General features: G+C 73.3%; 18 protein-coding genes. 14 read left to right on the top strand and 4 right to left on the bottom strand.

Annotated features, from left to right (window positions below; all coding sequences use genetic code 11):
• The first annotated feature begins 86 nt into the window (after positions 1-86).
• Positions 87-1,235 carry a cysteine desulfurase family protein gene (locus TBIS_RS14090; protein ID WP_050760698.1) on the top strand — a complete coding sequence of 383 codons (1,149 nt, stop codon included), beginning with the start codon at positions 87-89 and terminating at the stop codon, positions 1,233-1,235.
• A gap of 77 nt (positions 1,236-1,312) precedes the next feature.
• Here TBIS_RS14090 and TBIS_RS14085 read toward each other — a convergent pair whose 3' ends face one another.
• On the bottom strand, positions 1,313-2,353 hold the full coding sequence (locus TBIS_RS14085) for a DUF695 domain-containing protein (RefSeq protein WP_013133075.1): 1,041 nt from the start codon (positions 2,351-2,353) through the stop codon (positions 1,313-1,315).
• Between the two features lie 98 nt (positions 2,354-2,451).
• On the opposite strand from TBIS_RS14085, the gene mnmA reads away from it, so the two are divergent.
• Positions 2,452-3,540, top strand: a complete 1,089-nt coding sequence (gene mnmA / locus TBIS_RS14080) for a tRNA 2-thiouridine(34) synthase MnmA (RefSeq protein ID WP_013133074.1) — start codon at positions 2,452-2,454, stop codon at positions 3,538-3,540.
• 49 nt (positions 3,541-3,589) lie between these two features.
• Here mnmA and TBIS_RS14075 read toward each other — a convergent pair whose 3' ends face one another.
• Positions 3,590-4,222 (bottom strand): MBL fold metallo-hydrolase, encoded by a 633-nt coding sequence (locus TBIS_RS14075; protein ID WP_013133073.1) that lies wholly within the window; start codon positions 4,220-4,222, stop codon positions 3,590-3,592.
• A gap of 19 nt (positions 4,223-4,241) precedes the next feature.
• Here TBIS_RS14075 and TBIS_RS14070 point away from each other — a divergent pair, with 19 nt between their 5' ends.
• Both TBIS_RS14070 and ligA read left to right on the top strand, forming a co-directional pair.
• On the top strand, positions 4,242-5,249 hold the full coding sequence (locus TBIS_RS14070; protein ID WP_013133072.1) for a methionine synthase: 1,008 nt from the start codon (positions 4,242-4,244) through the stop codon (positions 5,247-5,249).
• Positions 5,250-5,318: 69 nt separating this feature from the next.
• Entirely contained in the window at positions 5,319-7,517 is a 2,199-nt protein-coding gene (ligA, locus tag TBIS_RS14065) for an NAD-dependent DNA ligase LigA (RefSeq protein ID WP_013133071.1), read from the top strand.
• A 186-nt stretch (positions 7,518-7,703) separates the two neighbouring features.
• Here the strand turns inward: ligA and TBIS_RS20175 are convergent, their stop codons facing one another.
• Positions 7,704-9,509, bottom strand: a complete 1,806-nt coding sequence (locus TBIS_RS20175; protein WP_013133070.1) for an IclR family transcriptional regulator domain-containing protein — start codon at positions 9,507-9,509, stop codon at positions 7,704-7,706.
• Between the two features lie 218 nt (positions 9,510-9,727).
• Between TBIS_RS20175 and TBIS_RS14055 the strand changes: the two genes are divergently transcribed.
• From TBIS_RS14055 to TBIS_RS14025, 7 genes are all read left to right on the top strand, one after another.
• Positions 9,728-10,543, top strand: a complete 816-nt coding sequence (locus TBIS_RS14055; RefSeq protein WP_013133069.1) for a CoA transferase subunit A — start codon at positions 9,728-9,730, stop codon at positions 10,541-10,543.
• On the top strand, positions 10,540-11,295 hold the full coding sequence (locus TBIS_RS14050) for a CoA-transferase subunit beta (RefSeq protein WP_013133068.1): 756 nt from the start codon (positions 10,540-10,542) through the stop codon (positions 11,293-11,295). The genes TBIS_RS14055 and TBIS_RS14050 overlap by 4 nt, the downstream gene beginning before the upstream one ends.
• Before the next feature lie 155 nt (positions 11,296-11,450).
• Positions 11,451-12,227: a protocatechuate 3,4-dioxygenase subunit beta gene (pcaH, locus tag TBIS_RS14045; RefSeq protein ID WP_013133067.1), complete on the top strand. Its 777-nt coding sequence runs from the start codon at positions 11,451-11,453 to the stop codon at positions 12,225-12,227.
• A complete protein-coding gene (gene pcaG, locus TBIS_RS14040) occupies positions 12,224-12,796 on the top strand; it encodes a protocatechuate 3,4-dioxygenase subunit alpha (protein WP_013133066.1) in 573 nt (190 codons plus the stop codon). Before pcaH ends, pcaG begins: the two co-directional genes overlap by 4 nt.
• Positions 12,783-14,177, top strand: a complete 1,395-nt coding sequence (gene pcaB / locus TBIS_RS14035) for a 3-carboxy-cis,cis-muconate cycloisomerase (RefSeq protein ID WP_013133065.1) — start codon at positions 12,783-12,785, stop codon at positions 14,175-14,177. Before pcaG ends, pcaB begins: the two co-directional genes overlap by 14 nt.
• On the top strand, positions 14,164-15,345 hold the full coding sequence (pcaDC, locus tag TBIS_RS14030) for a bifunctional 3-oxoadipate enol-lactonase/4-carboxymuconolactone decarboxylase PcaDC (protein ID WP_013133064.1): 1,182 nt from the start codon (positions 14,164-14,166) through the stop codon (positions 15,343-15,345). Before pcaB ends, pcaDC begins: the two co-directional genes overlap by 14 nt.
• The gene (locus tag TBIS_RS14025) at positions 15,345-16,517 is read left to right on the top strand and encodes a 4-hydroxybenzoate 3-monooxygenase (protein ID WP_041432351.1); all 1,173 of its coding nucleotides are present in this window, start codon (positions 15,345-15,347) and stop codon (positions 16,515-16,517) included. The genes pcaDC and TBIS_RS14025 overlap by 1 nt, the downstream gene beginning before the upstream one ends.
• Before the next feature lie 1,433 nt (positions 16,518-17,950).
• On the opposite strand, the gene TBIS_RS14020 is transcribed toward TBIS_RS14025, so the two are convergent.
• Positions 17,951-19,321, bottom strand: coding sequence for a glycoside hydrolase family 6 protein (locus TBIS_RS14020; protein ID WP_013133062.1), 1,371 nt, complete (start codon positions 19,319-19,321; stop codon positions 17,951-17,953).
• 397 nt (positions 19,322-19,718) lie between these two features.
• Here TBIS_RS14020 and TBIS_RS14015 point away from each other — a divergent pair, with 397 nt between their 5' ends.
• From TBIS_RS14015 to gatA, 3 genes are all read left to right on the top strand, one after another.
• Positions 19,719-21,779 (top strand): putative bifunctional diguanylate cyclase/phosphodiesterase, encoded by a 2,061-nt coding sequence (locus TBIS_RS14015; protein ID WP_041432346.1) that lies wholly within the window; start codon positions 19,719-19,721, stop codon positions 21,777-21,779.
• 92 nt (positions 21,780-21,871) lie between these two features.
• Positions 21,872-22,171, top strand: a complete 300-nt coding sequence (gene gatC / locus TBIS_RS14010; protein ID WP_013133060.1) for an Asp-tRNA(Asn)/Glu-tRNA(Gln) amidotransferase subunit GatC — start codon at positions 21,872-21,874, stop codon at positions 22,169-22,171.
• Positions 22,168-23,667: an Asp-tRNA(Asn)/Glu-tRNA(Gln) amidotransferase subunit GatA gene (gatA, locus tag TBIS_RS14005; protein WP_013133059.1), complete on the top strand. Its 1,500-nt coding sequence runs from the start codon at positions 22,168-22,170 to the stop codon at positions 23,665-23,667. Before gatC ends, gatA begins: the two co-directional genes overlap by 4 nt.
• The last annotated feature ends 35 nt before the right edge of the window (positions 23,668-23,702 follow it).

Below are 23,702 nucleotides of genomic sequence, written 5' to 3'. Positions count from 1 at the left end.
GGTCCGGGCGCGAGCCGGGAGATCCGGAGCCCGGGGCCGCGGTTACCCTGGGAGCGAGTGCTCCATTAGGGGGAGGGGCTGTGGGTATCGCCTATCTTGACCATGCCTCAACCACGCCGATGCTTCCAGAGGCGATAGCCGCGATGACCGCGGAGCTCGGGCAGGTCGGCAACCCCTCATCCCTCCATTCATCCGGCCGCAGGGCACGCCGCGTGGTGGAGGAGTCCCGCGAGACCATCGCGAACGCCCTGGAGGCCCGCCCGAGCGAGGTGGTGTTCACCGCGAGCGGGACCGAGGCGAACAACCTCGCGATCAAAGGGCTGTTCTGGGCGCGCAAGCGGCCGCGCATCCTGATCAGCGCGGTCGAGCACCACGCGGTCCTCGATCCGGCCCGCTGGCTCGCCGACACCCAGGGGGCCGCGGTCGAGCTCCTCGAGGTGGACGAGCACGGGCGGCTCGACCCGGAGACGCTCCGCGCCGCCATCGAGCGCGACCCCGATGACGTCGCGCTGGTGAGCGTGATGTGGGCGAACAACGAGGTGGGGACCGTGCAGCCGATCCCCGCCCTCGCCGCGATCGCGCACGAGTACGGGATCCCCTTCCACACCGACGCGGTCCAGGCCGTCGGCCAGCTCCCGGTCTCGTTCGCCGGCTCCGGCGTCGACGCGATGACCGTCTCCGGTCACAAGTGCGGCGGCCCGATCGGCTCCGGGGCGCTGCTCCTCGCCCGCGGTATCGAGCCCGTGCCCGTGCTGCACGGCGGCGGCCAGGAGCGGGAGATCCGGTCCGGGACGCTCGACGCGCCCGCCATCGCGGGCTTCGCCGCGGCGATCCGGGTGGCGGTGGAGAACCAGGCGGCGACCGCGGAGCGGCTCGCCGCGCTCCGGGACGACCTGATCGAGCGGGTACGCCAGGCCGTACCGGACGTGATCCTCAACGGCGACCCCGTCGACCGGCTGCCGGGGAACGCGCACTTCTCGTTCCCCGGCTGCGAGGGCGACGCCCTGCTGATGCTCCTCGACGCCAAGGGGGTGGAGTGCTCCACCGGGTCGGCCTGCTCGGCCGGCGTGGCCCAGCCGTCCCACGTGCTGCTGGCGATGGGACGCGACGCGGCGCAGGCGCGGGGGTCGCTGCGCTTCTCCCTGGGCCACACCTCCACGAAGGCGGACATCGACCACGTGGCCGAGGTCATCGGCCAGGTGGTCGAGCGGGCGCGGCGCGCCGGGCTCACCTGATCCCCGGCGCCCGGACCGGCGGGCACCCCGGACCGGCCGGCCCGCGCGGCCCGGTCAGGGGCAGGAACGCATCCCGGTCAGGACAGGAACGGGGCGACCGCGCTCCACGCGGGGTCGGCGGTCACGTCGACGCCGGCCTGGCCCTCCGGCCACCCGGCGGCGAGCCGCCTGAGCTCCTCCGCGGCCCCGCCCTCCGGGTCGGCGTAGACGTGCAGGACCCGGCAGCCCTCCGCGCTTACGTGCGCGACGAGCACGGCGTCGCCGAGCTCGGTGAGCCGCTTGACCAGCCGCTCCTCGAACTCGCGCAGCGCCTCGGCGGAACCGCCCACCGGCTGGCCCTCATCGTCGGTGTCCCGGTACGGCAGCGTGATCGCGATGTGCTGGTCGTAGAGGGGGAAGTCCACCGGGCGGAGCGGGAAGCGCGCGGCCGCGGTCAGCCGCCGGCCGGTGTTCGTGCGCCCTTCGAGCGCCACCCACTGCTCCTCGGTGAATCCCTCGGCGACGTCGGCGACCACGGCGGGCAGGTGGATCGCGGCGAAGGCGTCGATCGGCTCGGACGCGGCCGGGACGATGTCGCCCACCCAGCGGGCCACCTCGTCCTCGCCGAGCAGCCGGTCCAGCGCGAGCAGGGTCGCCTCCATCCGGGTGTCATCGTCGAGGTCCGGGAAGATCGGATGGTAGGCGGTGATGTTCACCCGGGGAGAGCCGGGCGGCACGTGCAGCGCCATCACCAGGCGGCCGAGGTCGAGCGTCAGCCCGTTCACCTCGAAGGAGACCTCCTCCGGCTGCGAGCTCGCCTGCCGGGAGGGGTAGAACTCCCAGAACGCGTCCGCGGGCGGCGCGGCCTTCGCCCACCGGTGGGCGAGCGGCCGCAGCTCCGGATCGGCCGCCGCGCTCACCACCAGGGCGTGCAGGGCGCCCTTGCCCGGGGTCACCTCCCAGATCAGCGAGGGGTGGAGCGCGGCCACGGCCGGGCCGAGCAGCTCGGCGAGCGCCTCGGTGTCCCCGGAGGCGGCGTGCCGGTCGAGCGCCGGCCGGTTCTCCTCCCACCAGCTCCAGAACCGGGCTATGGCCTCCGCCGGGTCGTCGGGTTCGTTCTTTCGTCCGAACAGTCGCACGGATTCGCATCCTCCCAGGTCGCCCGGCCGGGTGCCAACACGGCCCCCACCGCGCGCGGCCTGGGGAGGCCGGGGCCCGGGGTAGTCTCGGAACCGTCATGGGTGCCAGACGGAAGCTCCGCGTGCTCGCCGCCATGTCGGGTGGCGTGGACTCGGCCGTGGCCGCGGCCCGGATCGCCGAGGAGGGCCACGAGGTCGTCGGGGTCCACCTGGCCCTGTCGCCCAATCCACGCTCCCACCGGGTCGGCGCCAGGGGCTGCTGCACCCTGGAGGACGCCCGCGACGCGCGCCGCGCGGCCGACGTGATCGGCATCCCGTTCTACGTGTGGGACATGGCCGAGCGGTTCCACCGGGACGTGGTGGAGGACTTCGTCAGCGAGTACGCCGCGGGCCGCACCCCGAACCCGTGCCTGCGCTGCAACGAGAAGATCAAGTTCTCGGCGGTGCTCGACCGGGCCCTCGCGCTCGGGTTCGACGCCGTCGCCACCGGGCATCACGCCCGGCTCATCGACGGCGTGCTGCGGCGGAGCGTGGACGCGAGCAAGGACCAGTCCTACGTGCTGGGGGTGCTCACCCGGGAGCAGCTCAAGCACGCGATCTTCCCGCTCGGCGGCTCGACCAAGGCCGAGGTGCGGGCCGAGGCCGCCCGGCGCGGGCTCGCCGTGGCCGACAAGCCGGACAGCCACGACATCTGCTTCATCGCCGACGGCGACACCCGGGCGTTCCTCGCCGAGCGGCTCGGGACCGCGGAGGGCCCCATCGTGGACGCGCTCACCGGAGAGGTGCTCGGCACCCACCGGGGCGCGTACGGGTTCACGATCGGGCAGCGGAAGGGACTGGGCCTCGAGCGCCCGGCACCGGACGGCCGGCCCCGGTACGTGCTGTCGATCGAGCCGGTCTCCAACACGGTGAAGGTCGGGCCGCGCAGCCGGCTCCAGGTGACCCGGATCATCGGGGAGCGGCCGGTGTGGAACGGGCCCGTGGCCGAGCCGTACGAGCCGATCACCTGCAGCGTGCAGCTCCGGGCGCACGGCGAGGTGTACGGCTGCCGCGCCTGGGTCGAGGAGGGCCGGCTCCACATCGACCTGGACACCCCCGCGTACGGCGTCGCCCCGGGGCAGGCCGCCGTGCTCTACCAGGACGACATGGTGATCGGCTCGGCCACGATCGCCTCGGCCGCGGGCTGACCCGGCGGGGCCGGCGAGGGGCCCGGCCCGCTCGCCGCGACCGGCGGGCTCAGGGCAGCTCGACCGACTCCCCGACCGGGATGCGGCGGAAGTCCGCCCGCTGCTTGCCGGCCTCCATCTCCAGCCAGCCGTCGATGAGCCGCAGCCCGATCTCGTTCACCAGCCCGTCGTGGGTGGAGTAGGCCCGGGCGGGGCGGACCGCGCGCAGGTACTCCACCATCTCGGAGGTCTTCAGCCAGGGCGCGTTGGTCGGCACGAGCAGCGTGGGGACCTCGACGCCCGGCACGGTGAGCGCGTCGCCCGGGTAGAAGACCTCCTCGTCGATGAAGAAGCCCACGTTCTGCACCACGGGCAGGTCCGGGTGGTTCGGCGCGTGCCACTCGCCGAACACCCTGACCGAGAACCCGGCGGCGGTGAACGCGTCCCCCTCGCGCACCGCGTGCACCCGGGCCGGAACATCGGAGAGCCGGTCGGCCACCGCCTGGCAGGTGTAGATCTCCAGATCGGGCGGGGCGCTCGCGAGCAGCCCCACGTCCACGTGGTCCGGGTGCTCGTGGGTGATGAGCACGGCCTGCGCGCCGTCGAGCGGCTCGCCTCCGCTGAACGAGCCGGGGTCGATCACGAGGACCGAGCCGTCCTTGGCCAGCCGCCAGCACGCGTGTCCGAGCTTGGTGATTCTCACGCTCCCTAAGCTAGTCCCCGTGAACGAGTATCCGTGGGACGAGGCGGCCGCCACGGGGGTCGGCTCCCACCCGGGCGAGGACCACATGGAGGCCATCCGCATGGCCTTCGGTGAGACGTCCCTGCCGTACCTGCCCGAGCTCCCCGGGCGCGGCGTCGGCGCCGACATGATCGGCCGGAGCGCCTCGCTCCTCGTGGACCTGCACGCCGAGGTCCACCCCTCCGGCTGGCGGTTCACGGACCGTCCCGGGCGGGACGCCAAGCGGGCCGCCGACCACCTGCGCCGGGACCTCGACGGCCTGGAGGAGATCGCCCGTGAGTACCAGGGGCCGCTCAAGGTTCAGGTGTGCGGCCCGTGGACGCTCGCCGCGTCCATCGAGCTCCGGTACGGCCACAAGGCGCTCGTCGACCCGGGAGCCGTACGGGACATCGCCGAGTCCCTGGCCGAAGGGGTCGCCCAGCACCTCGCCGACGTGGCGCGCCGGGTGCCCGGGGCGCGGCTCGTCGTCCAGCTCGACGAGCCGGAGCTGCCGCGCGTGCTCGCCGGGAGCGTCCCCACGGCCTCGGGCTTCGGCAGGATCCCCGCGGTCGAGCCGATGATCGTGCGTGAGCGGCTGGAGACGGTGATCTCCGCGTGCGGGGAGGCGTTCCCGGTCGTCCACTGCTGCGCCGCCGGGGTGCCGTTCGAGGTGATCCGCACCGCCGGGGCGCGGGGGATCTCCTGCGACGCGTCGCTGCTGCGCCGCCAGGACGAGGACCCCATCGGCGAGGCGATCGAGAAGGGGGTGGCGTTCTTCCTCGGGGTCGTGCCGGGGACGGACTCCAGGCTCCCGGACATCGGCGTGGTGGCCAGGCCCGCGATCGAGCTCTGGCGTAGGCTCGGCTTCCCGCCGGCGCGGCTGGCCACGCAGGTGGTGCTCACCCCGGTGTGCGGTCTCGCCGGGGCCTCGCCGGCGTACGCCAAGGACGCCCTCGCCACGTGCCGGAAGGCGGCGCGCGTGCTGCGGGAGGATCCCGGGGAGGAGTGACCTCGGCGCCGGATGTCGGCCGGCGGCGCTACCGTGGGTTCCTGCCCGTCGAGAGGGGAGGCGCGCGACGTGACTGAGCAGGACTACCAGGTGCGGACCGCTGCCGCGCCCCCGGCGGCACGCGATCGGCACGCCGAGCTCGCCGAGCTCATCGAGGAGGCCAACTGGCGCTACTACGTGCTCGACTCGCCGACGGTCAGCGACGCCGAGTACGACGCGTGGATGCGCGAGATCCGCGAGCTCGAGGAGCGGTACCCGGATCTGCGCACCCCGGACTCGCCCACCCAGAAGGTCGGGGGCGCGATCTCGACGGAGTTCACCCCGGTCACCCACCTGCGGCGCCTGGAGAGCCTGGACAACGCGTTCAGCGATGAGGATCTCGCCGCCTGGCACGCCCGGATCCAGCGGCTCTACGGCGCCGACGTGGGCCCCTTCCTCTGCGAGCTGAAGATCGACGGGCTGGCGGTCGCGCTCGTCTACGAGAACGGCCGCCTGGTGCGCGCCGCCACCCGGGGCGACGGGCGGACCGGGGAGGACATCACCCCCAACATCCGGACGATCCGGAACGTGCCCCACCGGCTCACCGGCGACGGCGTGCCGTCCCTCCTCGAGGTCCGCGGCGAGGTCTTCCTCCCGGTCGAGGGGTTCCGGCGGCTGAACGAGCAGCTCCTCGACGCCGGCAAGCAGCCGTTCGCCAACCCGCGCAACGCGGCCGCAGGCTCCGTCCGGCAGAAGGATCCGCGGGTCACCGCCCAGCGCCCGCTCAAGATGATCGTCCACGGCGTCGGCGTGTGGGAAGGCGGCGACCCGCCGGAGAGCCAGTCGGCCGTCTACGAGCGGCTCCGCGAGCTCGGCCTGCCGGTGAGCGAGCGCTACCGGGTGGTCGAGGACCTCGGCGGCATCCGCGAGTACATCGCGTACTACCGGGAGCACCGCCACGACCCCGAATACGAGATCGACGGCGTGGTGGCGAAGGTGGACCGGATCGCCGTGCAGCGGGCGCTGGGCTCCACCAGCCGGGCGCCGCGCTGGGCGATCGCGTTCAAGTACCCGCCCGAGGAGGTCACCACCAAGCTGCTCGACATCCAGGTCGGGGTGGGGCGGACCGGCCGGGTCACCCCGTACGCGGTGATGAAGCCGGTCGTGGTCTCCGGGTCCACCGTGGAGCGGGCCACCCTGCACAACGCCTTCGAGGTCAAGCGGAAGGGCGTGCTGATCGGCGACACCGTGGTGCTCCGCAAGGCCGGCGACGTCATCCCCGAGATCGTCGGGCCGGTGGTCGACCTGCGCGACGGCAGCGAGCGCGAGTTCGTGATGCCGACGCACTGCCCGGAGTGCGGCACGCGGCTCGCCTACGAGCGGGAGGGCGACGCCGACCTGCGCTGCCCGAACACCAAGTCCTGCCCGGCGCAGCTCCGGGAGCGGATCTTCTTCGCCGCCGGGCGCGACGCGCTCGACATCGAAGGGCTCGGGTATGTCGCGGCGAGCGCGCTCACCCAGCCGCTCCCGCCGCAGGAGCCGCCGATCCGCACCGACGCCGACCTGTTCGACCTCACCATGGACCGGCTGCTCCCGATCAAGACGGTGGTCCGCGACCCGGACACCGGGCTGCCGAAGCTCGACCCGCAGACCGGTGAGCCGAAGGTGGTGTCGTTCTTCGCCACCGTCTCCGGGGCGCCGAGCAAGAACGCGGAGAAGCTCCTCGAGCAGCTCGAGCAGGCCAAGCAGCGGCCGCTCTGGCGGATCCTCGTGGCGCTGAGCATCCGGCACGTGGGCCCGCCGACGGCCCGGGCGCTCGCCGAGCACTTCCGCTCGATCGACGCGATCGCCGCGGCCTCGGAGGAGGAGCTCGCCGCGGTGGAGGGCATCGGCCCGGTGATCGCCGCCGCGATCAAGGAGTGGTTCAGCGTCGACTGGCACCGGGAGATCATCGAACGGTGGCGCGCCGCCGGGGTGCGCATGGCCGACGAGGAGCCCGCCGTGCCCGAGGGGCCGCGCCCGCTGGAGGGCCTGACCTTCGTCATCACCGGGACGCTCAGCGGCTACACCCGGGACGAGGCGGGGGAGGCGATCACCAGCCGGGGCGGCCGGGTCGCGAGCTCGGTGTCGAAGAAGACCGACTTCGTGGTCGTGGGGGAGAACCCAGGCTCCAAGTACGCCAAGGCGGTCAAGCTCGGCATCCCGCGCCTCGACGAGCAGGGTTTCCAGGTTCTGCTGGAGAAGGGGCCGGACGCCGCCCGCGAGGTGGCCGTCGTCGGCGAGGATTGACCTTCCGCCGCGACGGGAATGACCCGGCGATCGTGCCGTGATGCCGGGGCGGGCGATCGTGCCGTGATGCCGGGGCGGGCCGGAGGCGAGCCGGGCCGCGAGGATCGACGGTTCACCGGGCCGGCGTCACGCCACCGGGATACGGGCGGACCTCGTGCGTCGGGCCAATGGTTCAGAGAGCCGGCGTCACGCCACCGGGATGCGGGCGAACCGGGTGGCGATGTGGTAGTCGTGCTCGATCCGGGCCGCCGCCCGCCTGAGCAGGGGGAGCACCGCCTCCCGGGCCTGCTCGGCGGTCCGGCGCGCGGCATGGCTGGAGACGTTGACGGCGGCGACCACCCTCCCGGCCCGGTCGCGCACCGGAACCGCGATCGAGCGCAGCCCGTCCTCCAGCTCCTGGTCGACCAGTGCGTAGCCGTCCCGCGCCGTCCGGTCGAGCACGGCGGCGAGCCGCGCCCGGCCGGTGATCGTCCGGCGGGTGAACGGCCGCAGGTCGGTGCGGGCGAGGATCGCGTCGCGCTCCTCCCGCGGCAGCCCGGCGAGGAGGACCCGCCCCATCGACGTCGCGTACGCCGGGAACCGGGTGCCCACGGTGATGTCGACGCTCATGATCCGCACCGTGGGCACGCGCGCCACGTACTGGATCTCGTCTCCGGCGAGCACGGCCATCGACGCCGAGTCGTTCACCTGCGCGCTGAGCCAGGCCAGGTGGGGGAGGGCGATCCGCGACAGGGTGAGCCGGGCGAGGCAGGGGAAGCCGAGGTCGAGCACCCGCGGGGTGAGCCGGAAGAGCCTCCCCTCCGCGGCCACGTATCCGAGGTGGGTCAGGGTGATCAGCGCGCGGCGCACCGTGGCCCGGGGCAGCCCGGTGAGCTCGGCGAGCTCGGTGAGCGAGACCGCCTCGGTCCGCGCGCCGAAGGCGGTGAGCACCCGCAGCCCGCGGGCGAAGGACTCGATGTACTCGGGGCCGGTGGCCCGATCCTCGGCACCGGGCTCCCGCTGCCCCGCCGCGCCGGCCGCCGTCTCCGCAGACGCTCCGGTCGCCGGGTCCGCTGGCGCGTCGGCCGGCGTCTCCGCTGACGCACCGGACGGCGTCGCCGATGGCGCGCCGGCGGCCGGGCCGCCCGCCTCGTCCACCCCCGCCGGGGTGGCGCCACCGGGCGCGCCGGAGGGTGAGGCGAGCGCGCGCTCCATGGCGGCGGCCGTCTCCCGCATCCGGCCGAGCACGGCGTCGCGCAGCGACCCGGCGGTGTGCCGGCTGGTGTGGCTCACCACGCTCAGGGCGCAGAGCGGTCGCCCGTCCGGATCGCGCACCGGGACCGCGACCGCGATCAGCCCGGGCTCGATCTGCTGATCGTCCACCGACCAGCCGTCCGCCCGTGCCCGCTCGGCCCGGGCGGCGAAGGTGCCGGCGCCCCGCGCCGTGCCGTCGGGCAGCACCGGGAAGGAGGCGTACCCCGGGTCCTCGGCCACCCGGGCGCGCCAGCGCTCCCAGTCGGCCGGGGACCAGTGGGCGGCGAACAGCGCCCCCGGCGCGGCGCTCTCCGCGGGCAGCAGGTCGCCCACGTGGAACGTGACCGACATCGTGCGCCGGCGCGGCATCTGGTGCACGAACCGCACGCCGTCCCGGTCCGGCACGGCGATCGAGACCGATTCGTCGAGCTCCTCGGCGAGCCGGTCGGCGATCGGGCCGAGCAGGGCGGGGATCCGGGACGCCGCGAGGTAGGCGTTCCCCAGCTCCATCAGCGGGGGCGCGAGCGCCACCTCCCGCTCGCCGAGCCGCGCGTAGCCGAGCCGGGCGAGCGTGCCGAGGATCCGGTCGACCGTGGAGCGGGCGAGCCCGGTCTCCCGGACCAGCTCGCTCACCACCCGGCGGCCACCGGTGAGGGTGAGGTGCCGGATCACGGCCAGCCCGCGGATGAGCGGGCCGACCGCCTCCTCCGGCGGGTCCTCGGCCAAGGCCGCGCTCGGGGTGCCACCCGTCCCGTCCATCGCGATCTCCGTTTCGCTGGCTCGCGTCTCCCGCGCCGCAATCGGCTCAGCCGTACCTCGGGTTTCCGCGGAAACCGTACCGCCCGCCCCGGCTCCGCCATTGACACCCGTCCACCGGTTGGCCACACTCGAGTCACGATAGCGAACTAAAGTTCGCCAGCCGAACAAGGCACGGTGTGGCCGGTCCGGCCCGCCGCTCGCCGGTGAGGACGAAAGGCATGGCAGTCATCCGTACGCTGTCCGAGGCGGTGGCGGAACTGATCCACGACGGCGACTCGGTCGCCATGGAGGGGTTCACCCACCTGATCCCGTTCGCCGCCGCACACGAGGTCATCCGGCAGGGGATCACCGACCTCACCCTGATCCGGATGACCCCCGACCTCATCTACGACCAGCTCATCGGCGCCGGCCTGGTGCGCAAACTCGTCTTCTCCTGGGGTGGCAACCCGGGCGTCGGCTCGCTCCACCGCTTCCGGGACGCCGTGGAGAACGGCTGGCCGCGCCCGCTCGAGCTCGACGAGCACAGCCACGCCGGGATGGCGAACCGCTACGTGGCCGGCGCCTCCGGGCTGCCGTTCGCCGTGCTCCGCGGCTACCGCGGCAGTGACCTGGCCACCCGCACCGACACCGTGGCCACGATCACCTGCCCGTTCACCGGGGAGGAGCTCGCGGCCGTGGCCGCGATCAACCCCGACGTCACGGTGATCCACGCCCAGCAGGCCGACCGGGAGGGCAACGTCCAGTTCTGGGGGCTCACCGGGGTGCAGAAGGAGGCCGCCCTCGCCGCCCGGCGGGTCCTCGTCACCGTGGAGGAGATCGTCGACGAGCTCGAACCCCGGCCCGGGGGCGTGATCCTGCCGAGCTGGGTGGTCACCGCGGTCGCCGAGGTCCCCGGCGGCGCCCACCCGTCGTACGCGGCGGGCTACTCGGTCCGCGACAACGCCTTCTACCGAGCGTGGGACGAGATCTCCCGCGACCGCGAGCGGTTCCAGACCTGGCTGCGCGAGAACGTCCTGCAGGCGGTGGCCCGATGAGCGACTGGACGCGCGACGAGCTGATGAGCATCAACGCGGCCCGGGCGCTCGCCGGTGCGCGCACCTGCTTCGTGGGCATCGGCCTCCCCAGCACGGCCGCGAACCTCGCCCGCCGGACCGTCCGCCCCGACCTGGTCCTCATCTACGAGTCGGGAGCGCTCGGCGCGAAACCCACGCGGCTGCCGCTGTCCATCGGCGACGGCGAGCTCGCCGACACCGCCGACGCCGTGGTCTCCGTGCCCGAGATGTTCAACTACTGGCTCCAAGCCGGCCGGATCGACGTCGGCTTCCTCGGCGCCGCGCAGATCGACCGGTTCGGCAACATCAACACCACCCTCATCGACCGGGGACCCGGCCGCCCGCCGATCCGCCTCCCCGGAGCCGGCGGCGCCCCGGAGATCGCGGCGAACTGCCGTGAGGTGCTGATCGTGCTCCGCCACTCCCCGCGCGGGTTCGTGGAGCGGCTCGACTTCATCACCTCGGTCGGGCACGGCACCGGCCGCGGCGACCGGGAGCGGCTGGGCCTGCGCGGCAAGGGGCCGGTCGCCGTCATCACCGACCTCGGCATCCTCCGCCCCGACCCGGACACCGCCGAGCTCGTGCTCACCGACGTCCACCCCGGGGTGGACATCGAGCAGGTCCGGGCCGCCACCGGATGGCCGCTGAAGATCGCCGACCAGGTCCGCACCACCGAGCCGCCGACCGCCGAGGAGCTCGCCGCGCTCCGCGCGCTCACGGCCGCCTCCGCATGACGCCGGGCCGGGCTCCGGCGAGGCCCGGGCCGCGCACCGCCCGGAACGGGCGCCCGGGCGGCGCGCCACCGGCGGGTCCCCGTGCGGCCCTCCCCGAGGCACGCCCCGCTCGAACCCCCGCTCAATCCCCCCGATCGAGAAAGGCAGGCCACCCCATGCCGGCAGTGGAGTTGCCCACCCAGGAGGCGATCAACGAGGAGATCGCCGAGATCCACCGCGCCTACGCCAAGTCGGTTGCGGAGGGTGCGCCCCGCCGCGACCACCCGCTCCTCGACTTCCCGCCGTACCGGGGCAGCGTGCTGCGCCACCCCAAGCAGCGGCTCGTCGTGCCGCGCGACCCCGAGGCCGTCGAGCTCACCGGGCCGGTCTTCGGGGAGACCGACGTGACCGAGCTCGACTCCGACCTCACCCGGCAGCACCCGGGCGAGCCGATCGGCGAGCGGATCATCGTCACCGGGCGGATCGTGGACCGGAACGGCCGGCCGGTGCGCGGCCAGCTCGTCGAGATCTGGCAGGCCAACGCGGCCGGCCGCTACGCCCACCAGTGGGAGCAGCACCCCGCCCCGCTCGACCCCAACTTCACCGGGTACGGCCGCTGCCTCACCGACGACGACGGCCGGTACACCTTCATCACGATCAAGCCCGGCCCCTACCCCTGGCGGAACAACACCAACGCCTGGCGGCCGGCGCACATCCACTTCTCGATCTTCGGCACGGCGTTCACCCAGCGGCTCGTCACCCAGATGTACTTCCCCGGCGACCCGCTGCTGCCGTTCGACCCGATCTACCAGTCCATCCCCGACGAGGACGCCCGCCGCCGGCTCATCGCCACGTACGACCACGACCTGTCCCGGCCCGAGTGGGCCCTCGGCTTCCGCTGGGACATCGTGCTCGACGGCCCGGACGCGACCTACATGGAGGAGGGGCGATGACCCTGCCACCCACCCCGTCCCAGACGATCGGCCCCTACTTCGGGCTGGCCCTGCCGTTCACCGGGGGCGGCGACATCGCCCCGCCCTGGCACCCGGACGCGATCACCGTGCACGGGTGCGTCTACGACGGCGCCGGGGACCCGGTCAAGGACGCGCTGCTGGAGTTCTGGCAGCCCGCGCCGGACGGATCCCGCGCCGGGGCGCCGGGCTCGCTGCGCCGCGACCCGGTAACCGGCCAGGTGATCGGCCGGAACCACCTGAAGTTCACCGGGTTCGGCCGCGTGCCGGTCGACGAGGACGGCCACTACCTGCTCCGCACCCTCCCGCCGGGCGGCGTGCCGTACATCAGCGTCTGCATCTTCGCGCGCGGCCTGCTCCGGCAGCTCTACACCCGGGTCTACCTGCCGGACCGGACCGACCCCGAGGCGGACCCGCTGCTGTCCTCCCTCCCGCCGGAGCGCCGGGCCACCCTGCTCGCCGTACCGGAGGGGGAGCGCGTGTTCCGGTTCGACATCCGCCTGCAGGGTGACGGAACCCACGAGGAGACGGTGTTCCTTGCCTTCGAATGAGCGTGACGCGGCGGCCGACGTCGGCCTGCTCGCCCCGGTCTGGGCCGGGTCCGCGGCGGCCGCCGCCACCGGAGACGCCGCGTTCCTCCGCGCGATGCTCGACGCCGAGGCCGCGCTCACCCGCGCCCTGGCCACGGCCGGCCTCGCCCCGCCCGCCGCGGCCCGGGCGGTGACCGAGGCCGCGGCCGGCCTCGCCGGGGCCGACCCACGGGAGCTCGCGCTCCGCGCCCGGGCCGACGGCAACCCGGTCATCCCCCTGGTCGCCGTGCTCACCGCGGCCGTGGCCGAGCGGGACCCGGCCGCCGCCGAGTACGTGCACCGCGGCGCCACCAGCCAGGACATCTGGGACACCGCGCTCATGCTCGTCACCGCGCGGGCGCTCGAGCCCGTCCTCGCCGACCTCGGCCGGGCCGAGCGGGCGCTCGCCGGCCTCGCCGCCGCGCACCGGGACACCCCCATGCCCGGCCGTACCCTCACCCAGCACGCGGTGCCCACCACGTTCGGGCTGAAGGCGGCCGGCTGGCTCACCCTGGTCCGCGCCGCGGCCGCGCGCCTGTCCGCGGTCCGCGCCGCCCTGCCCGTCCAGCTCGGCGGCGCGGGCGGCACGCTCGCCGCCTTCCACGCGTACGCCGGGCCCGATGCGGCCGCGGACCTCGGCCCCCGGCTGCTCGCCGCCTACGCGGCGGAGACCGGGCTCGCCGAGCCGGTGCTGCCGTGGCACACCCTGCGCACCCCGATCGCCGACCTCGCCGGGGCGCTCGCCTTCACCGCCGGCGCCCTGGGCAAGCTCGCCGCCGACGTGCTCGTGCTCTCCCGGACCGAGATCGGCGAGGTCTCCGAGGGCGCGGGCGGCGGCTCCTCGGCCATGCCGCAGAAGGCGAACCCCGTCGCCTCGGTGCTGATCGCCGCCGCGGCCCGGCAGGTCCCCGCCCTGGCCGCGACGCTGTACGGCTCGCTCGCCGCCGAGGACGAGCGCCCGCCGGGGGCCTGGCACGCCGAGTGGCAGCCGCTGCGCGAGGCGCTGCGCCTGGTCGGCGGGGCGGCCGAGGCGGCGGCCGGGCTCGCCGAAGGGCTGCGGGTGCACCCGGAGCGGATGCGGGAGAACCTCGGCCTCACCCGAGGCCTCATCGTGAGCGAGCGGATCGCCGCCGCCCTCACCCCGCTCCTCGGCCGGGAGCGGGCGCGGGCGGTGGTGCGGGACGCGGTGCGCGCCGTGCGCGACGGGGCCGACCTGCGCAGCGCGCTGCGGGCCGGTCCCGCGGCCGCCGCGCTCCCCGACGAGCCGCTGCACGACCTGACCGATCCAGCGCGGTACCTGGGCTCGGCCGGCCCGCTGGTGGACCGCGCGCTACGGGCGAGGCGGAACCATGACGACGACTGACGGAACACGGATCCCGGGGCACGTGATCGACGGTCCGGAGGACGCGCCGCCGCTGATCCTCGGGCCCTCGCTCGGCACCTCGCTCGCGGTGTGGGACCCCCAGGTGCCCGCGCTCGCCCGCGACCACCGGGTGATCCGCTGGGACCTGCCCGGCCACGGCCGGTCCCCGGCCGGGCTGCTGCCGGGCACGGAGCCCGGGACGGCCACCATCGCCGACCTGGCCCGGCTCGTGCTCGACCTGGCCGACCGGCTCGGGATCGGCCGGTTCGCGTACGCGGGCATCTCGATCGGCGGCGCGGTCGGCGCCTGGCTCGCCGTCCACCATCCCGAGCGGGTCGGCTCGCTCATCCTCGTCTGCTCCTCGGCGCGGTTCGGCGAGCCGGCCGGCTGGCACGAACGGGCGGCGCTGGTCCGGGAGAAGGGCACGGGCGTGCTGGCCGAGGCCGCGGCCGCGCGGTGGTTCACCCCCGGATTCACCGGGTCCGCGGCGGCCCAGGCGCTCCTCGCCGACCTGCGCGCCGCCGACCCGGCGGGCTACGCGGCCTGCTGCGACGCGCTCGCCGGCTACGACCTCCGGGGCGACCTGGGGCGGATCACCGCGCCCACCCTGGTGATCGCCGGGCGGGACGACCCGGCCACCCCGCCCGCGCACGCCCGCGAGCTCGCCGACGGCATCCCCGGGGCCGCGCTCACCGAGATCCCGGGCGCCGCGCACCTCGCCAACGTCGAGCGCCCCGCCCCGGTGCTCGCCGCCATGCTCGGCCACCTCGCGGGGGAGCGCCCGTACGGCGACGCCGCGCGGTACGCCGCGGGGATGGCGGTGCGGCGGGAGGTGCTCGGCGACGAGCACGTGGACCGGGCGATCTCCGGCGCCACGGCCTTCACCGCCCCGTTCCAGGACCTCATCACCCGGTACGCCTGGGGCGAGATCTGGACCCGCCCCGGGCTGAGCCGCCGGGTCCGCAGCTGCATCACGCTCACCGCGCTGGTGGCCCGCGGCCACTACGAGGAGCTCGCCATGCACGTCCGGGCCGCCCTGCGCAACGGGCTCACCCCCGAGGAGATCCGGGAGGTCCTGCTGCAGACGGCCGTGTACTGCGGGGTCCCGGCGGCCAACACCGCGTTCGCCGTCGCCGACCGAGTCCTGCGAGAGGAAGGGAAGGGATGATGCGCACCACTGTCGGGATCGTGGGCGGTGGGCCGGCCGGTCTGCTGCTGGCCCGATTACTGCGGCGCTCCGGGATCGACTGCGTGGTCCTGGAGAGCCGCGACCGCGCGTACGTCGAGCAGCGGCAGCGCGCCGGCATCCTGGAGCAGGGCGCCGCCGACATCCTGCGCGAATGCGGCGCGGGGGAGCGCATGGACCGGGAGGGCCTGGTCCACGACGGCATCGAGCTGCGGTTCGCCCGCCGCTCCCACCGGATCGACTTCCCGTCCCTCACCGGCGGCCGCCGGGTGATGGTCTACGCCCAGACCGAGGTGGTGAAGGACCTGATCCGGCTCCACCTCGAGGACGGCACCCCGCTGCTGTTCGAGGCGACCGCGACCGCGATCACCGGGATCGACGCCGACCGGCCGGTGATCCACTTCGTCCACGAGGGGCGGGAGAAGACGCTGACCTGCGAGTACGTGGTCGGCTGCGACGGCTTCCACGGCATCACCCGGGAGGCGATCCGCGGGGCGATCACCACGTACGAGCACGTCTACCCGTACTCGTGGCTCGGCATCCTCGCCGACGTGCCGCCCTCCTGCGACGAGCTGATCTACGCGCACTCCGAGCGGGGCTTCGCCCTGCACAGCATGCGCGGCCGCACGGTGAGCCGGCTCTACCTGCAGGTGCCGAACGGCTCCGGCGTGGACGAGTGGCCGGACGACCGCATCTGGGACGAGCTGGACGCGCGCTTCGCCATCGACGGCGACTGGAAGCTCGAGCGAGGGCCGATCACCTCGAAGGCGGTGCTGCCGATGCGCAGCTTCGTCACCGAGCCGATGCGCCACCGGCGCGTCTTCCTCGCCGGCGACGCCGCGCACATCGTCCCCCCGACCGGGGCGAAGGGCTTGAATCTCGCCCTCGGCGACGTGGCGGTGCTCGCCCGCGCCTTCATCTACCTGCACACCACCGGGTCGAGTGAGCTGCTCGACGCCTACTCGGACACCCGGCTGCGGCGGGTCTGGCGGGCCGAGCACTTCTCGTACTTCATGACCACCACCCTCCACCTCGGCCCGGAGCAGACCCCGTTCCAGACCCGGCTGCAGCTCGCCCAGCTCGAGCGGATCGTCACCTCACGGGCCGCCGCGGCCGAGCTCGCCGAGAACTACACCGGCCTGCCCCTCTACTGAACCGGGGAAGGGGCCCGCTCCTCTGGCAGAGCCACGGTGAGGCCCCGCTGAGCGTTGGACACGGAACGGCGCGTGCCGTACGGCGAGGCGGCGTACGGCACGCGCCGGCTCGTGCCGGGATCGGTTCGCCGAGCGAGTGATGGGGGAGAGGGCCGAACCTCGCAGACCCGCGGCAGGTCCGGGTGGGTGGGCATGGCCTGACCCCTGGGGTCCATCGAGATAGGGGTCGCCTGAGAAGCCAACACGGGAGCGCGAGTCGGAGCCTCAGAGGTTTGGAGTGTGGAGATTCAATCCGGATCGCATCTGCAACGCATTTTTCTGGACGATCACGCCGTGGCCGCGTGAATACGAAGAGCGGTTGCCGGCGGATCTAGAGGATGCGAAAAGGGGTAGGTTACCGGCTTCGCGCGCTAAATCAGCGCATGTATTGTCTGTGTATGGGTGGGCCTCGTTGATCGCTGCCATCCCTTTGCCGGGAGCCCCGATTTTGATGGACCGGCTCCGTCTATTGGCCTCTTCCGTTTCTGTTGTTATCCGGGCCGGCGGCCGGGGAGGCCGTCATGGCATATATCTCCCATGTGCGTGCACGTTGGATAATATCCCGCTGTTCCCCTGATGAGCTGTATAAACCGATTCCTCGTTATGGTTGATGGATGACCACGATCTGTCTGATCTGGGCCGCCTTTCACTGGTCGGGAGTACGGCAACGCGCATAAGCGTGGTCACTCGCAGCTCGTCGTCGCCACAGCTACCAGTGTCCGGCATGACGCTCCTTCAGCCGCCGTTAGGTGGGCATGGCGAATGGATGGCGGGTCCGGTCGGCCGAATCGGAACGAGCTGAACCTGTACAGGCGGCGCAGGCTGGGTCCGCCTTGAGGGAGGCCACGCGCGATCGCCTTCTGCCCCATGTTCAGACGCCTACGTGTGCCGATGGGTGGCGGACGTTCGGGATTGCAGGTGGCGGCATCCTGTCAAATCGGCATATCGGCCGGTGGTGGCACGTACCCGACCAGGAGTCGCCACCTGGCGTGGTGAGGACAGGCCGCGACGCCGACGGATGTTCGAGCCAACTCATACGCGACGCCCCGGCCTGACCTGACTTCTCCGCCCGGCTCCTCGGATTCGGTGCCCAGAGGGAGCTTTCCGAGCCCTCGGTGAGTTCCGCCGTCTCCCGGATCGACGCTCTTCCAGATCGACGACGTCACCAGGTCATGGAGATGTCACCCACCTCCATCGGCGGCCGAGCTTGGTGTCCCAGGTCGGCCGCCGCCAGGCTCACGGGGAACCACACCCGCCTGCATCGCCGCTGATCAGCGCGAAAGGGTGGCCCCACTCCTGATCTCCGGAGGAGGGAACGTGCTCCCTGGAGAAAGGAAGCGGCGCGTGCCGTACGGCGAGGCGGCGTACGGCACGCGCCGGGCTTGAGCGCGAGATCAGCTCGCCGAGCAGGTGATGGAGGAGGAGAGCTGGCCGGTGCCCGAGCCGAGGAAGCCGAACGAGGTGGAGCCGCCGGCCGGCACGTTGCCGTTCCAGCTCACGTTCCGGACGGTGACGTTCGAGCCGCTGGTGGACAGGTCACCGTTCCACAGCTGGGTGATGGACTGGCCGCTCGGCAGGGTCCACTGAACGGTCCACCCGTTGATCGGCGAGGAGCCGGTGTTCTTCACGGTCACCTCGGCCTGGAAGCCGCCCGGCCACTGGTTGACCAGCGCGTACGTGGCCTCGCACGCCTTGCCCGCCGGCGGCTGGGACGGCGACGGCGAGGGCGAACCCGGGTCGCTCTGGGACGGCGAGGGGGAGGGGCTGCTCGGCGTGGGCGACGGGCTGTACGTGGGCGGCGCCGCGTTCATGGCGAGCTCGTAGGCCCGGTCCGGGACGAAGACACCCGGCGTGGCGATGCACCCGTCGGCCTCACCCGGCGGCTTGATCCACAGGAAGGCGTCGATCGCCGGGTCGCCGGTGTCCGTGGTGCTCCAGGTGCCGGTGGCGCGGCCCGGCGGGTCGCACCACTCGCTGCCGAGCGGGCCGTTGCCGTTCCGGCTGGTGTCGATGACCGCGCGCAGGTGCGACGCGCCGATCGCCGAGAGGACGCTCTTGGCGTACGAGATCAGGCCCGAGGTGTACCGGTAGTTGGAGACGTTGAGCGCGATGCCGTCCGCGCTGTTGGCGATGTCGGCGCCCCTGAGGCGGGAGGCCATCTCGTCCGCCGGGACCCAGGCGTCGTGGCCGGCGTCGAAGTAGACCTTCGCCTGCGACGAGGCGGCCTTGAACTTCTTGCCCGCGTACGCCATGGAGGCCTGGACCTCGGCCTGCTCGCTGGGGCTCATGCAGTTGGTCATGATCGGGAGCGCGTCCGGCTCCAGGATGATCACGGCCGGGCGGTTGCGGAGGCCGGCGGCGATCTCATCGATCCAGGCGCGGTAGGCGGTGTGGTTGGGGGCACCGCCCGCGCTCGGCCCGCCGCAGTCCCGGTTCGGCATGGCGTACACGACCATGATCGGGATCTTCCCGGCCGCGGCCGCGGCGCCGACGTACGCGTCGACCTCGGCGCGCACGGTCGAGGGGTTGTAGTTGGCGAACCAGCGGCCGGTCGGCACCGCGGCGATCCGGTCCCGGATCACCGGCGTCCGGGGGTCGTTGGGGTTGGCCGCCACCCACTTGGCCGCGTTGCTCTGCGGGTCCACGTAGAAGGGCGAGTCATAGGCGTGAGCGGGGCCGGCCGAGGCGATGGCGGTGACGATCGCCCCCACGCCGGCGGTGGCCGCGGCGAGCGCTGTGGCCAAAAAGCGCCTTATTCGAGACATGAGACACTCCGTTCCAGTAGTGTGGGAGCGCTCCCATAACCGGTCTCTCGGATGGTAGGGAGCCGGTGTCGCGTGCAGAAGGGCCTCAAGCGCGGCTGCGGGCGAGGCGTGGCGAAACCGCAGGAATCCGGACGGGCGGCCGTCCGGTCCGGGTGAAACTTTCAGCTCTGCGTACGGACCGGGTCCAATGGCGGGATTGGGCGAAATCTCGGTAACTGACGGTGCGCAACCGGTTTCGGGAAGTGGCCCGGAGGCCGTACCCTCCCATAGTGACCTCCTGGGAGGTTTCTTACCTATGACACCTTCTCGCAGCCTTATGTCGTTTGCGCTACCGCGCTGGCTCACGCCGTCCGCCGAGGCCGCGGCACAGCCCCGGGATCCGGTCGGCCTCGCCCGGATGACCGAAACCCGCGATATGCGGCCCCGGCCCGGATCGCCCCTGTGGACCTACCTCACCGGGGTGATCGTGGCCGGCCTGGTGGCGATCGCCGTGGCGCAGACCCGGCTCGGCCTGGGCGAGCTGACCCAGGCCGCCCGGGAGCCGCTGCCGTGGATCCTCCTCGCCTTCGCGGTGCTGGGCGAGTTACGCCCGGTCATGGTCACCTCGGCCCCGCAGACCGGCCGGGTGCCGACGGCCTCGATGTTCACCTTCGCCGCGCTCATGTACTACGGCCTGCCGATGACCGTGCTGCTCCACACCGCGGCGGTGTTCATCAGCGGGCTGGTCCACCGGCAGTCCTGGCAGCAGGTGATGTTCGCCGTCGCCCAGGCGACGCTCGCGGGCACGGCCGCGTCAGTCGTCTTCGGTGCGTTCGGGATCCATCCCAGCCCTGGCGCGCCGTGGACGCCCGACGGCGGGGACATCCCGATGATCGTGCTCGCCGGCGCCGCGTACTTCACGGTCCGCACCCTGCTGGAGTTCGTCGCCGTGGCGCTCCACGAGAGGCGGCCGTTCACCCGGGTGCTCCGGACCTCGCTCGGCCCCCAGGTGCTCGGCCACGGCACGCTGCTCGGCCTCGCCCCGCTGGTCGCCGTGGTCATGGCGCACTCCCCCGCCCTGGTGCCGCTGTTCGTCATGCCGGTCGCCGCGGTGTACCTCACCGCCTCGCTCTCCATCCGCCGGGACCACCAGGCGACCCACGACGGCCTCACCGGGCTGCCCAACCGCAAGATGCTGATCCTGCGCACCGAGGAGGCGCTCGCCGCGGCCCGGGACGGCGAGCGGGTGGGGCTGCTCCTGCTCGACCTAGACCGGTTCAAGGAGGTCAACGACACGCTCGGGCACCCGGTGGGCGACCGGCTGCTGCAGATCATCGCCTACCGCCTCACCCACAGCGTGCGGCCGGGCGACATGGTGGCCCGGCTCGGCGGCGACGAGTTCGCCGTGCTCCTGCCGTCCATCCGGGACGCGCAGGCGGCCAAGGAGGTCGCCTCCCGGCTCCGGGTCGCGCTCAGCGAGCCGGTGCGGCTCGAGGGGATGACCTTCGACCTGGACGCGTCGATCGGCATCGCGCTCTACCCGGACCACGCGCCCGACTTCGAGCTGCTGCTGCAACGTTCCGACGTGGCCATGTACCTGGCCAAGGAGAACCGCACGGGCGTGGAGTTCTACGTCCCGGGCAAGGACCGCAACTCGCCCGAGCGCCTCAGCCTCCTCGGCGACCTGCGGCGGGCGATCGACGCCGGCGAGCTCGAGCTCCACTACCAGCCCAAGGTGAACCTCGCCGACGGCCGGGTCGAGGGCATGGAGGCGCTGGTCCGCTGGTCGCACCCGGAGCGCGGGCCGATCTCGCCCGCCGACTTCGTCCCGCTCGCCGAGCAGTCCTACCTCATGCGGGAGCTCACCCACATCGTGCTGCGGCGCGCGCTCGACCAGGCCGCGCGGTGGTGGCGCGACGGCCTCGAGGTGCCGGTCTCGGTGAACGTCTCCGCCCGGGACCTGCTCGACACCGGCCTCCCCGAGCAGCTCGAGGCCGGGCTCGCCGAGCTGGGCCTGCCGGCGCGGGCGATCCAGCTCGAGGTAACCGAGCGCATCCTCATGACCGAGCAGGCCTTCACCGCGGAGACGATCGGCACCCTCGCCCGGCTCGGGGTGGAGCTCGCGCTCGACGACTTCGGCACCGGGTACTCCTCTCTGGTACGGCTCCAGCGGCTGCCGGTCTCCGAGGTGAAGATCGACCGCTCGTTCATCCGGCGGATCGCCGAGTCCCGGGAGGACGAACGGATCGTCCGCTCGATCGTCGATCTGGTCCGCTCGCTGGGGCTGCGCTCGGTCGCCGAGGGCGTGGAGTCGCACGAGATCGCGGTGCGCCTGCGCAAGCTCGGCTGCCAGGCCGGCCAGGGCTGGTGGCTCGCCGAGCCGATGGCGGCCGACGAGGCCACGGTCTGGCTGCGCGCCCGGCTGAGCAGCGCGTTCCTCGACCGGCCGCGGGACGGCGCCCGGCTCGCCTCACCCTGACCCGCCGCGCCGTTCCGTCGGCCGCGCTCGGGCACGGGCCTAGGATGAGAGAGTCCGCATCGTCGTTTCACATGAAACGGGTTCGACGACTCATGTCCGCCATAACCCGCGATCAGGTCGCTCACCTCGCCCGGCTCTCCCGGCTGGCGCTCACCGACGAGGAGCTCGACCACTTCGCCGCGCAGCTCGATCAGATCGTCGCCGCGGTCGCCCGGGTCTCCGAGGTCGCGGCCGACGACATACCGCCCTCCTCGCACGCGCTTCCGCTGACCAACGTGTTCCGGCCCGATGAGGTACGGCCCGGCCTCACACCGGAGCAGGCGCTGTCCGGGGCGCCCGCCGTGGAGGACAACCGATTCCGAGTCCCGCGGATCCTCGGGGAGGAGGCATGAGCCTGATCAAGAAGACGGCCGCCGAACTCGGCGGCCTTATCGCATCCCGCGAGGTCTCCGCCGTTGAGGTCGTCCAGGCCCACCTCGACCGCATCGCCGAGGTCGACGGCGAGATCCACGCGTTCCTCCACGTCGACGCGGAGGCCGCGCTCGCGCAGGCCCGCGCCGTGGACGAGCGCATCGCCCGAGGTGAGCGGCTCGGGCCGCTCGCCGGCGTGCCGATCGCGCACAAGGACGTCTTCACCACGGTCGACATGCCCACCACGGCGGGGTCGAAGATCCTCGAGGGCTGGCGCCCGCCGTACGACGCGACCGTGACCCGCCGGCTCCGCGAGGCCGGGCTCGTCATCATCGGCAAGACCAACCTCGACGAGTTCGCGATGGGCTCGTCCACCGAGAACTCGGCCTACGGCCCGACCCGCAACCCGTGGGACACGTCCCGGGTCCCCGGCGGCTCGTCCGGCGGGTCGTCGGCGGCGGTCGCCGCGTACGAGGTCCCGCTCGCCACCGGGACGGACACGGGCGGCTCGATCCGCCAGCCCGCCGCGGTCACCGGGATCGTCGGGATGAAGCCGACCTACGGCGGGTCCTCCCGGTACGGCCTGATCGCGTTCGCCTCCTCGCTCGACACGCCGGGGCCGTTCGCCCGCACCGTGCTCGACGCCGCGCTGCTCCACGAGGCGTTCTCCGGCCACGACCCGCTCGACTCCACCTCGATCGACGCCCCGGTGCCGCCGGTGGTGGAGGCGGCCCGGCAGGCCGACGTGTCCGGGGTGCGGATCGGCGTGGTCAAGGAGCTCGGCGGCGAGGGCGGCGAGGGCTACCAGCGGGGGGTGCTCGCCCGGTTCACCGAGGCCGTCGAGCTGCTCGAGTCGCTCGGCGCGAAGATCGTGGAGGTCTCCTGCCCGGCGTTCACCTACGCCCTGCCCGCGTACTACCTGATCGCGCCGTCCGAGTGCTCGTCCAACCTCGCCCGGTTCGACGCGATGCGGTACGGCCTGCGGGTCGGTGACGACGGGAGCCGCAGCGCCGAGGAGGTCATGGCGCTCACCCGGGCCGCGGGCTTCGGCCCGGAGGTCAAGCGGCGCATCATGCTCGGCACCTACGCGCTCTCGTCCGGCTACTACGACGCCTACTACGGGCAGGCCCAGAAGGTCCGGACGTTGATCATGCGGGACTTCGAGGCTGCCTTCCAGCAGGCCGACGTGCTGGTCTCGCCGACGACGCCGACCACGGCCTTCCCCATCGGCGAGCGGGTGGACGACCCGATGGCGATGTACCTCGCCGACCTGTGCACGATCCCGAGCAACCTCGCGGGGAACGCCGCGATCTCGGTGCCGTGCGGCCTCGCCGACGAGGACGACCTCCCGGTCGGGCTGCAGATCATGGCGCCGGTGCTCTCCGACGACCGGTGCTACCGGGTCGCGGCCGCGCTGGAGAAGGCGTTCGAGAGCCGCTGGGGCGGCCCGCTCCTCGCCAAGGCGCCCGCGCTCTGAGCCGGCGGTCCGCCGGGCGGCGCACCGCCGGAGGC

The sequence above is a fragment of the Thermobispora bispora DSM 43833 genome, from assembly GCF_000092645.1.
GTDB classification, from domain to species: domain Bacteria; phylum Actinomycetota; class Actinomycetes; order Streptosporangiales; family Streptosporangiaceae; genus Thermobispora; species Thermobispora bispora.
Note: the sequence above shows the minus strand (reverse complement) of the source record. Positions and strands in the feature narration are given on the sequence as shown.

Coding starts and splice junctions, on each gene's coding strand:
- pcaH (WP_013133067.1), top strand. CDS start 11,451: ATGCCGGCAGTGGAGTTGCCCACCCAGGAGGCGATCAACGAGGAGATC.
- gatC (WP_013133060.1), top strand. CDS start 21,872: ATGTCCGCCATAACCCGCGATCAGGTCGCTCACCTCGCCCGGCTCTCC.
- TBIS_RS14025 (WP_041432351.1), top strand. CDS start 15,345: ATGCGCACCACTGTCGGGATCGTGGGCGGTGGGCCGGCCGGTCTGCTG.
- TBIS_RS14015 (WP_041432346.1), top strand. CDS start 19,719: ATGACCGAAACCCGCGATATGCGGCCCCGGCCCGGATCGCCCCTGTGG.
- gatA (WP_013133059.1), top strand. CDS start 22,168: ATGAGCCTGATCAAGAAGACGGCCGCCGAACTCGGCGGCCTTATCGCA.
- pcaG (WP_013133066.1), top strand. CDS start 12,224: ATGACCCTGCCACCCACCCCGTCCCAGACGATCGGCCCCTACTTCGGG.
- TBIS_RS20175 (WP_013133070.1), bottom strand. CDS start 9,509: ATGGACGGGACGGGTGGCACCCCGAGCGCGGCCTTGGCCGAGGACCCG.
- pcaDC (WP_013133064.1), top strand. CDS start 14,164: ATGACGACGACTGACGGAACACGGATCCCGGGGCACGTGATCGACGGT.
- TBIS_RS14055 (WP_013133069.1), top strand. CDS start 9,728: ATGGCAGTCATCCGTACGCTGTCCGAGGCGGTGGCGGAACTGATCCAC.
- mnmA (WP_013133074.1), top strand. CDS start 2,452: ATGGGTGCCAGACGGAAGCTCCGCGTGCTCGCCGCCATGTCGGGTGGC.
- TBIS_RS14050 (WP_013133068.1), top strand. CDS start 10,540: ATGAGCGACTGGACGCGCGACGAGCTGATGAGCATCAACGCGGCCCGG.
- TBIS_RS14020 (WP_013133062.1), bottom strand. CDS start 19,321: ATGTCTCGAATAAGGCGCTTTTTGGCCACAGCGCTCGCCGCGGCCACC.